Genomic DNA, 9,909 nt, shown 5'->3' on the forward strand with positions numbered 1-9,909 from the left:
ATTCCATCTACCATAATAGCATCTTCACTTTTTCCAAGTACAAGATAGTCAATCTTAGAGGTTCCTTTGTAAGACTTGTTTTCAAGCTTAAAAAGATTCTCTATTTCAATTTGAAAATTAGGGCCTCGATTATTGTGTCCTATATATCTATGTGTTCCATTTAGAGTTTCAAATGCTTTGTCTCTCTCAAGGATAGGGGAAGCGTCCTTCAAATACTCTTTGAAATTTAACTTCTCTAGAGTTTTAAAGTTCTTAACGGTAGGAATTCTCCTCTCTTCTTCTGGGGGCATATCTGATTCTATTTCAACACTTTTAGTTTCTGACTTCTCTTGAGGGAGGTAGACGACCTTTTCAACAACTTTCTCAACGATTGTACTTTCTTTTGCGTTAATCGAATCTTGTATCTTTGCTGTAATCTTTTCTTCAATATCTCTTAAATCAATTGCAAAGTATGCAAATAGTAGCTGAAAGATCCTTCCATTGGCCTCTTCTGCACTGATATTTGACTCAAAGAGAGTTTCTATTTCTTCATTAAATTGAAGCTTTTTATTTACAATATTATGATTGAAAGTAAAGTAACTCGCTCCAATTCCAAATATAAAAAATGATAGTGCAAAAAATATTTTCTTCATTACATTAGTATTTTATCTCTTGAGTCGTTCTCTTCGATTGTTATTTCGTCCGGTGAAAGATCGTAGGATTTTCTGTAAAACACTTCGAGTGCTCTTTCCCAAGGAGAATTTTCAATCTTATTATCTAAAAAGTCCACTAAATGAGGAAGGAGTTGTGAACAAAAATCTTCACTACTCTCTCTCGGAAGAAGTGAGGGTAGGTGGTCAATTGCTGTTAAATATAAGTTGTCTTGTATTTTTATTGAGGGAATATCCATTGTTGTACAATTTTCATAAATAGGAAGCGGGTTACAAGGTCCGTTTGGATCGCACCCAACATCACTGATAACTGTTAGGTTTCTTTCTTTTTCAATTGTTTGAAGATCTAAAAATGGAGAGCGTGGCTCTTTAATAAGAGCGCAATTAATTAATATATCAAAACCTAGAATCTCTTCAATAGGGTGGTTTGTAATTGTATCTCTTGATCCCCACATTGTTGCTTCAATACCAATTGCTCTAAGAAATTTAACTGCACCTTTTCCTGATCGACCTTTTGCTCCTATAACAAGAACTCTTGGACGACTGATAATTTTATTTAATCTCTCTTCTACGTCATCAACCATGGCCATCTCATTTTCATATGGAACTAGAGGGGCCTTACTATTGTAATTCATTCCAAGTTGAGTATGTGTCCATAGATCTATAGCTAGGGCTGCTCCAGCAAACCCCGCCCATACTCCAAATGCGGCAATTCTCTTTTGGTTACTATCTGTTAAGTACTCTAGGTCGTAGAGAAGGCCGTCCCCTTTGATAAATCTAGAAAGTGTCTTCTCATAACCATGTTGATTTTTGAAAACGTGAGCAAAGTGAATATGTCTGTGAGAAAGAGAGAAGTCGGCATCTTCTAACTCTTTAAGGCCTATGATAATGGCATTTAGTGGGGCGTTTATCCATGAGTTTGACTCTACAAGCTTACAACCTACGGATTCATATTCAGCATCTTCAAAGATACGAACGGGAGATCTTTCAACAATAACGTCGTGGCCAAGCTCCAAAAGTTTCTTACAAGCATTTGGTGTTAAGCATGATCTTTGCTCAAAAGGTTTAGTCTCGTGTCTTAGCCATATTAGTCTTTGCATTGAATCCCCATCTTAAGAATTGCCGAAGTAAGTCAAAATAAAACATGTTTTAATGCCTTTGGCTATAGTTATGGAGGAAAATTGATGATTTCTAAAGCTAAGTACTTGAATTATTGATTAAAAGTTTAACCCTAAGTTGAATGAATGAACTGTAGGCACCCAGATATCTTTTTGAGGATTTATATATGCCATTTTCATTTTATAGTTAAGGTAGAAGTGTCCCATCTTAAATTCTGGTATGAAAGTTAGAAATTGATTACTTAAGCTCACTGAACTACTAAAGGGAAGCTCTTGGAACTTTAGTCTTGTGCCCAAGTATAAACCATCAAATAAAGAGTATCTCTTTCTCATATGAACGCCGGCAAATGGCTCTAGCCATACTCGCTTCACTTCACTTTTCCATTGGTGAAAGAAATGAAAGAGGGGAGCATTGTCATAGGAAAAATCAGCTTTTGATTGGCTGGTTAAAAGCTTGGCCTCTAGAACCTCTGCCTTCCATAGTCTCTTATGGTTCTCTCTTTTCCAGATTAAGTCCATTGAGTACGTTTCATTGGACTCATCGAGGTCTGAAAAATTAAAAATCTTTGAACTCTCTGCAAGTTCAGTCTTTGTTTTTGTGAGATCAGTGTCTGATCGACCTAGCTTATAGAGATTTAATTTTATAAAAGTATCAGTGTGTCCTGACTTTGTAATAATTGTGCTCACTCCAAGCTTTGTTTCTTTCTTTATATAAACACTCACTGAAGGGTCAAAGCTACTTGTTTGATTATAGATAGTGAAAAGAGTACTGAGGTTTAAGTTGTAGAAAATAGCCGGAGTAAGTCTGTAGTTATATAAGTTAAAGCTTGGAAGTGGGATTGCTAATGTAGCATCAAGGTCAACATACCTTTCAGAGTTCATATTCTTATTGAGAATTTCCAAGATGTTGAGCTCTTTTTGTAATTGAGTTGCTCCCTCTTCATCTCCTTTATTCTTAATATCTGCCACCAAGTCTTTAACTCCAGAGCTTACTTGAAGATCAATGTCAAAGTACTGTTCATACCTCTTGTTAGTAAGGCCTTTAGTTACTATTGTTGTGTCTCTTAAGAAGGTGTATCTCTTAAGGTTATTTCTAAGTCCAGCAGCATTTACACTATTGGCCAATAGTATTAGTAGTATGATAATTTTTTTCATTAAATTATTATAAACAATAATAAAACAAAAAGTAGAAAAAATGATTATCTATAATAAAGAATTCGATTTAAGTCTAAATAAATACGGAATAGAAGTTCCAATTTTAGATGATCGCTCAAGAAAGTGTTTTGAGGAGCTACAAAAGCTAGACTCCTCACTTAAAGAAACAAATCTAAATGAATTAGAGGATATAACTACTGAGGACTTATTAAGAGTTCATACTGAAGAATTTGTTAATGAGCTTCTAAATAACAAAGAACAAAAACTTATCGAATGCTATGAACTAGTGGATGAAGAGGGGAATTATCAAAGGTATAACCCTGAGAGTGCTTCTCTTTCTCTGACTCACTTATACGATAAGTTTATCCTACAAACTAAGGGGACTTACTTAACACTAAAGAAGTCCCATGAAGATAAGTTCGCTTTTGGACTCTGTGGAGGAATGCATCACGCTATGAGTGATCGCTCAAGAGGGTTTTGCCTTATTAACGATATTGTAATTAGTGCTAGAAAATTTCAAAGTGATATACGACCAGTAAATATATCTGTCGTCGATATTGATGCTCACAAGGGGTGTGGGACAGCTGAGCTCACACAAAGTGATCCAACCATAGAGACTTTAAGTATCCATATGAAAAGTGGATGGCCTCTTTCTCCTGAGTGCGGTGAGGGCCCATGGCGGATACCTTCAAATATAGATATTGAAGTTGGAGTTGGGGAAGAAGATCAGTACCTAAGTAAACTAGAAGATGGTTTAAAGAAGCTTAAGAATCTAGATATGGCCATTATAGTTGCAGGCGCAGATCCATATATTGAAGATGTTTTAGAAAGTGCTAACGGAATTCAATTATCAAAAGAGCAAATGTTACAAAGAGATTTATTAGTTTATAGATTCTTTAAAGAGAGAGAAATTCCCCAAGCCTGGGTTATGGCCGGTGGTTATGGGCCAAAGACTTGGGAGATTTATTTTCAGTTTCTTAAATTATTTCGTGAGGAAGAACTCGCTTAATAGGTCTAAAGTATGTTCTTGGAGAGTGCTCTAAAAGATCAGAAACTCTTCCCATATAAACACATGCATACTTCTCGATCTGATCAGCAAAACGACTTTCTTCTTGTCCAGCTCTCATGAGCTCTCCCCAGTGCGGGTTAAAGTATGTTTTGTAATCATTAAGCTCTTTAGCAATACTGTGGTTAATTTTTTCGATTTTGGCGTAGATTTTTCCAATTTCATCTTTATCTACAGCTTCACCACGAAATTTACTCATTTCTAACTTATCTAGCTTCTCTTCTAGATCTTCTTTATCACTCATGAAAGCATCAATCTTCAATTGAGTAGGGTTACTCTTTTGAATTGCCAAGATCTCTTCTTCAAGTGGCTCAACTACAAGTGCAGTTCTCCAACCGAATGTTTTCTTTAAAGTAAGAACGTCACCGTAAATATGGTCACCTAAATAAAGAATTTCTGAACCTTTCAGTCCTAAATCTTCTTGCAGCTTTCCTGCATTTCCACCTTGGTAGACTCCTGGAGTAATTGGTCCTTCGTGGTTTGTCATTAATGCAGTTTCAGGATCAATTCTTAAGTAATGATTTTTAACATGAAAGAATCTTGGTTTACTTGAGAGAGTAATTGTAATTTCAAATAAATCTTTCCAGCTATCATGCTCTTTTAAGAATGGATCAATAGTATACTCTAGAAGGTCTTTACAGTAATAGAACTCAGAGTTTGTAATGATAATTAATTTCTTTCCATATCTCTTATACATTTCAAGTTGCTCAACGAGCTTTTCATCTTGAATAATGTAATCTTGGATGTTTTCTTTAACTTTACTCTTAAGAGATCCATCAGAATGACAAATATCAATTGCTTCTTTTATATGATCAGCAAGCAAGTCATACCTTGGTACAACTGAACCTTTTTCTTTTAGATCTACTAATTGAGCATAGAGAATACCGTTAGATACTGAGAATGCTGTATCTAATGATTGAAAACTCTCGTCACTTAGATCAATGACTCTATTAGAGTAAGCATTGTTTTGCTCTTCAAATGAAAGTGGAGTTAGCCCATGTTGTGCTTTTTTCACTTTTCCAAATCTTGATACGTGAAGTAAGTTTCCTCTTAGTTTATCAATAATGAGTCCTTGTTGAACTAATTCAAAGTTGAACTCAAGATCTAATACTTCTTCTGGGTAACCTAGTACCTTTACTAGGTTGTGCTTAACTAGAGAATAGGTAAGTCTTTCAAAATTTTCTGTATTATAACGAACTAGTGTGTAGTCCATATCAAAACCAATGGCCTTAATTTTTTTCATATTTAATATTCTATTAACGTAAACGCTCATCTTTTTATGACTCCTTTAGTCAAGACAGTATGCAATCCCAGTTAGGGAACTAAAGAGCTTATCAGTATTATAGAAAGTCAGTCAATAATAAGTGCTTTGACTGTAAAATTAGTGAGTTTGACTAGACCAATACTCCTATAGCTCTTAACATAGTCATAATAATTTAATTTATGACTAATAAAAAGGTGTTCATATGAGATCTGTATCTAATTTATGTTTGATTCTTATTTTATCTCTACTCTCACAATTTAGTTTTGCTGAGACTAGTCAAGAAAAAGGCCTTCGCATCGCTAAAGAGGCCGAAGCAAGAAATAATGGGTTTATCGGAGATGAGTCTGATCTTGAAATGGTTCTTATAGATGCATACGGATCAAAGATAGTTAGAAAGATGGAGGGGAGAGTTCTCGAAGTTAAAGACGATGGAGATAAGTCGCTAAATATCTTCCTTAACCCTAAGGATGTAAAAGGTACTAAAATGCTGACGTGGTCTCATAAAAATGAAGACGACAACCAGTGGTTATACCTACCATCACTTAAAAGAGTAAAAAAGATATCTTCAAGAAATAAATCTTCTTCATTTATGGGGAGTGAGTTCTCTTATGAAGACTTAGGTTCTCAAGAGATTGAGAAATATAAATTTAATTTTCTAAAAGACGGTAAATCTGCTGCTGGTGAAGATGTTTATATTATCGAAAGAGTTCCTGTCGATAATAGTGGTTACTCCAAGCAAGTTGTTCAAATCTCAAAGAAGCACTTAAATGCAGTGTATGTATCATATTATGATAGAAAATCTGAGCTTTTAAAAACTGCTGAGATGAGTGGTTTTACAAAGTACACAGTGAATGGAAAAGAGTTGTGGAGAGCGACTCTTATTCATATGAAAAATGTTCAAACAAAGAAAGAGTCAATCTTCAAATGGACTAATAGAAAACTTGGTGTGAATTTTAAAAGTAGCTTATTTACAAAAAGGTCTCTTAAAAGATGATGAATAAATTATTACTATTACCATTTTTAATATTATGTCCTCTGTCACACGCAGACTTCTCTGATCAAGGTGAAATCACTTTTGAAAGCAGAAAGTTTGAAAATGACAATAGTAGGCTTACATATGACGATAACTTAGCACTCTTTACTAGGGCGCAACTTAAATATATAAGTGGTGGTTTCACTGCTGCCTTGAGAGGTTATGGTAGAGTAGACTCTAAAGATAAAGATCGTAATCACTTAGTTGTTGAAGATGCTTATGGTTCTTATATTTTTGGAGATGAAGGACGCTTTAAGCTTCTTGCGGGATGGAAGCTGTTTAATTGGTCAGCTATGGAAGCTTTTCATCCGGCCGATGTTGTAAACTCTAAGAACTTTGATGGTGAAATAGAGAACCTTGAAAAAAAGGGTGAACTTACTCTTGAGGGAGAGTTTGTTGTTGGTGATGGAACTTTAAATCTATACTTTTGGCCTAGAGTTGAAAGTCCAATTTTTCCTTCATCAAGGTCTAGAACTGGAGTCAATTTTGGAGTTGAGTTTCAAGATAGCGTTTGGGTAGATGGAACTGACACTCAATCAAATTCTAGTTGGCAGTCTCAATGGGGAATTCGCTTCAATCAAACTATTGGTGATTTAGATTTCTCTCTTCAATACTTAGATCACTTTGATAGAGTGCACCCACTTCTTGGATACTCTAATGGTATTAGTTTTGGAGGAAGTGAAGTTCCTTCAAATCAATTAGAGCTAAGGCCTCATTTTTATCGTGTGAAAGAAGTTGGAGGAACACTTAGTTATGGTTATGAAGACTATTTAATTAAAGCTGAGGGGAGTTACAGGGAGTATGAGGATGAGTTTCAAACTCTAACACCTATTACGACGACTTCTTTTGAGAGAAGATCTCCTAAGGATCATGGAGAGCTTGCATTAGGCCTTGAGAGAATAGTGTCATTTGATAGTGTTGAGCATGAAGCTACAATTATCTTTGAAGTTACAAGTATACTTGGACCAACAAAAATTGAGAGAAGAAAGCTAAGTACTTTTCAAAGGGATGCTCTTCTAGGTCTAAGGTATAACTTTAATGACTTTATGGGATCTGAACTATTCTTTAGTTATATTCAAGATATTGAGTACACAGATGAGAGATTAATAAATCTTTCTTTCACCAGAAGATTATCAGATCAGTGGAAGTATAAAATAGGAACAAGGTTGTACCAGGCTAAAGAAAACGGTTTCTATGGACTTCAAGTCTATAAGGGAGATAGTCAGGGGTACTTAAATATCTCAAGATTCTTCTAGCTCTTCAATAACTGACTTTTAAAATTCCTAAGTCTTTTAATTTTTCTTTTACTACTTTGCATATAACTCTTTTCATACGAAGAAGAGAGTTATGTTTGAATTAACTAAAGAAGAGTATGAAAACTTGAGGTGCCAAAATGGTACCTCAAGTTCCGAGTACGGAGGAAGGAGGTATGAACCCCTTGTTTTTACTGAAAATGGAGTTGCAATGTTGTCTAGTGTTCTTAAGTCTGATCAGGCGGCTTTGGTAAATATTGCTATTATGAGGATATTTACAAAGCTTAGAAGCTTTCTGATGCTTGAAAAAGAGTTATCGGAACGTGTTGATAGTCTTGAGTCAGGAGTAAATAAAGTTTTTAAAGTCGTATTTGAAAGGTTGGACGGACTTGAAGTGAAGCTGCCTTCACAAGACATGAAGAGAAAGAAGATAGGCCTAAAGAGTAAATAAACACTTCTAAATATAGATAACTCTTTTGCAATGCGAAGATAAGTTCATCGTAATTATATCTTGCCAGAATCACCTTGAAATAATATTCTTAACGTCCTCTTATGAGGGCCCTTAGCTCAGTTGGGAGAGCGCTTCGCTGGCAGCGAAGAGGTCAACGGTTCGATCCCGTTAGGGTCCACCATTTTTCTTACCTACAACTTTCAATCAAAGTTCAGTTTAAGCTAACCACCCAATAACATTACTAACCATGTATCAACTACTTGTGTTCGCTGTTTCTTCTAAATGTCTTTCAGAATCTCTTGAAGGGGAGTACTCGGTAGGCAGTGGAAAGTGAATCAAACTTTCGATCTAGAAATGGCTAAAAGCATTTATAAAATCTAAAATTCTTTTGTTAGTAATCTAAGTATCGGTTTTCTTATTCATTATTTTAATTAAAAATTACAACTCACCACCAACATTTAAAAATGAGGCTTCGAATTACTTCTTTGACTTAATTTCTATCTACAATCGTAAAGTAGTCTAAGTCTGTAATTCTCAAAATTTCTATATCCGTAGGCCTTTCTCTGAATGAGTTTTGCCTTACGATTATACCCCTCGGTCTTCGCGTTAGTAATTCCTGACTTGAAATAATTCAATATCTCTACTCGCCACTTAACTAAAGTTCTACGAAGGGATTGAACTGCTTTTCTTCCTGAGTGAGCCATCTCATCAGTTAACTTTGTAAGTGCTTTCTTAGCTCTTTTAAAGCCTCTTATATTGTAAATTGAAAGCATCCTCTCTTTAAATTTATAAATCTCTTCAAGCTCTGGAAATAGACCATTGATATGTTTAACAATAGATCGTTGAGAGAAGCTTAAGCGATCATCTCTTGTTAGATATAGTCTTCTCATTGGGCTTGTTTTAGACTTTTCAAATACAGGATGTTTCATGATTTCAATTCTGATTTTATTAACTGCGTGATTGAATAATTTCACCACATGAAACTTGTCAGAAGTAATGAGAGCATTTGGAAATTGTTTTTTCACAAATTTCTTGTAAGTTGAAGACATATCTATGACTACATTCTTAACATTTTCTGGCCCTTGTATATCGAAAGCTCTGGAATTGATTAGATCGTCAAATGAACGACCAAGAGTGACTTCGCGGACTCTATTATTATTAAAATCGACAAAGACTGTCGCAAATTCTTTGTAGTGAGTTTTAGTATTTCTAACAAAACTATGTTCATCAATTCCAATCGTCTTGGGCCATTCATAGTTCATTTTCTTTGCTTCTAGGGAGAGCTGTTCGTAAAATGCTTTATAAACTAGCCAAGAAGAGCATTTTAGCTTTTCGGTGACTCTTTTAAGATCAGTAAAGTTTGAAGCACACCAACGGATATGAGATCTAAATCTTTGAGTGGAACGAAATCCTTTTCTTATTCCTGGAACAGGTTCTCTAAATACTGAATTACAATTTTGGCATCTAAATCTTCTTTTTCTAATTCTTAGGTAAACAATTTTATCACGAATAGGGACGTCCTTAATGTGAACAAAGACATGATCATGAATTTTAGTCGCCTTTGTTGCACACTTTGGACAGACTTCAAATTCAGAAAGCTTGTAGGCATCAAATTGAATAATATGATTTGTGAGATTTCTTTTGTTAGTAAATTTAAGTTCTGGAAGTGAAAATAGTTTGTTAATCTGTGACTCAAGCATTGGGTATTCTCCTTGTAAAAAACTTTGTGGTAAAAGAATTTTATCAGATTTGAATACTCGTGCTTATCTTGATCTTTCTGGTCTTGATTCAGTGCCTCCCACTGTTAACCGAGAAGACCCATTCTTTTTTTAAAGATTGATCTCTTACATCTAAGTTATATGACTCTTTCTTTATGCTAGGGTGAAACTCAAGTGCACAACTAATTATATCCTCTTTAC

At 34.9% G+C, this 9,909-nt stretch carries 9 protein-coding genes and 1 tRNA gene; 5 read left to right on the forward strand and 5 right to left on the reverse strand.

Annotated elements, in window-relative coordinates; genetic code table 11:
* From ABX784_RS13240 to ABX784_RS13250, 3 genes are all read right to left on the reverse strand, one after another.
* The coding region (locus ABX784_RS13240) for a hypothetical protein (protein WP_372655534.1) at positions 1-632 on the reverse strand (632 nt) is incomplete at its 3' end.
* Positions 632-1,750, reverse strand: coding sequence for a saccharopine dehydrogenase (locus ABX784_RS13245; RefSeq protein WP_372655535.1), 1,119 nt, complete (start codon positions 1,748-1,750; stop codon positions 632-634). The genes ABX784_RS13240 and ABX784_RS13245, both read right to left, overlap by 1 nt.
* 117 nt (positions 1,751-1,867) lie before the next feature.
* Complete coding sequence (locus ABX784_RS13250) at positions 1,868-2,923, reverse strand: hypothetical protein (RefSeq protein WP_372655536.1); 1,056 nt, start codon at positions 2,921-2,923, stop codon at positions 1,868-1,870.
* Between the two features lie 40 nt (positions 2,924-2,963).
* Here ABX784_RS13250 and ABX784_RS13255 point away from each other — a divergent pair, with 40 nt between their 5' ends.
* Positions 2,964-3,932, forward strand: coding sequence for a histone deacetylase (locus ABX784_RS13255; protein ID WP_372655537.1), 969 nt, complete (start codon positions 2,964-2,966; stop codon positions 3,930-3,932).
* On the opposite strand, the gene ABX784_RS13260 is transcribed toward ABX784_RS13255, so the two are convergent.
* Positions 3,901-5,262 carry an HAD-IG family 5'-nucleotidase gene (locus ABX784_RS13260; RefSeq protein ID WP_372655538.1) on the reverse strand — a complete coding sequence of 454 codons (1,362 nt, stop codon included), beginning with the start codon at positions 5,260-5,262 and terminating at the stop codon, positions 3,901-3,903. The genes ABX784_RS13255 and ABX784_RS13260 overlap by 32 nt on opposite strands.
* 193 nt (positions 5,263-5,455) lie before the next feature.
* Between ABX784_RS13260 and ABX784_RS13265 the strand changes: the two genes are divergently transcribed.
* The 4 genes from ABX784_RS13265 (at position 5,456) to ABX784_RS13280 (ending at position 8,171) form a co-directional block, all read left to right on the forward strand.
* Positions 5,456-6,247 (forward strand): outer membrane lipoprotein-sorting protein, encoded by a 792-nt coding sequence (locus tag ABX784_RS13265; protein ID WP_372655539.1) that lies wholly within the window; start codon positions 5,456-5,458, stop codon positions 6,245-6,247.
* Positions 6,244-7,542 carry a hypothetical protein gene (locus ABX784_RS13270; RefSeq protein WP_372655540.1) on the forward strand — a complete coding sequence of 433 codons (1,299 nt, stop codon included), beginning with the start codon at positions 6,244-6,246 and terminating at the stop codon, positions 7,540-7,542. Before ABX784_RS13265 ends, ABX784_RS13270 begins: the two co-directional genes overlap by 4 nt.
* Before the next feature lie 91 nt (positions 7,543-7,633).
* Positions 7,634-7,990 (forward strand): ORF6N domain-containing protein, encoded by a 357-nt coding sequence (locus ABX784_RS13275; protein WP_372655541.1) that lies wholly within the window; start codon positions 7,634-7,636, stop codon positions 7,988-7,990.
* Between the two features lie 105 nt (positions 7,991-8,095).
* Positions 8,096-8,171: transfer RNA gene (locus tag ABX784_RS13280), tRNA-Ala, on the forward strand.
* A 316-nt stretch (positions 8,172-8,487) separates the two neighbouring features.
* On the opposite strand, the gene ABX784_RS13285 is transcribed toward ABX784_RS13280, so the two are convergent.
* Positions 8,488-9,690, reverse strand: a complete 1,203-nt coding sequence (locus ABX784_RS13285; protein WP_372655542.1) for an ISL3 family transposase — start codon at positions 9,688-9,690, stop codon at positions 8,488-8,490.
* Positions 9,691-9,909 lie beyond the last annotated feature (219 nt).

Origin of the sequence: Halobacteriovorax sp. (assembly GCF_041587335.1) — a bacterium.
Lineage (GTDB): Bacteria > Bdellovibrionota > Bacteriovoracia > Bacteriovoracales > Bacteriovoracaceae > Halobacteriovorax.

Excerpts from the sequence above, each read along its gene's own strand:
- ABX784_RS13270 (WP_372655540.1), top strand. The coding sequence starts at position 6,244 with ATGATGAATAAATTATTACTATTACCATTTTTAATATTATGTCCTCTG.
- ABX784_RS13250 (WP_372655536.1), bottom strand. The coding sequence starts at position 2,923 with ATGAAAAAAATTATCATACTACTAATACTATTGGCCAATAGTGTAAAT.
- ABX784_RS13265 (WP_372655539.1), top strand. The coding sequence starts at position 5,456 with ATGAGATCTGTATCTAATTTATGTTTGATTCTTATTTTATCTCTACTC.
- ABX784_RS13275 (WP_372655541.1), top strand. The coding sequence starts at position 7,634 with ATGTTTGAATTAACTAAAGAAGAGTATGAAAACTTGAGGTGCCAAAAT.
- ABX784_RS13260 (WP_372655538.1), bottom strand. The coding sequence starts at position 5,262 with ATGAGCGTTTACGTTAATAGAATATTAAATATGAAAAAAATTAAGGCC.
- ABX784_RS13285 (WP_372655542.1), bottom strand. The coding sequence starts at position 9,690 with ATGCTTGAGTCACAGATTAACAAACTATTTTCACTTCCAGAACTTAAA.
- ABX784_RS13245 (WP_372655535.1), bottom strand. The coding sequence starts at position 1,750 with ATGCAAAGACTAATATGGCTAAGACACGAGACTAAACCTTTTGAGCAA.
- ABX784_RS13255 (WP_372655537.1), top strand. The coding sequence starts at position 2,964 with ATGATTATCTATAATAAAGAATTCGATTTAAGTCTAAATAAATACGGA.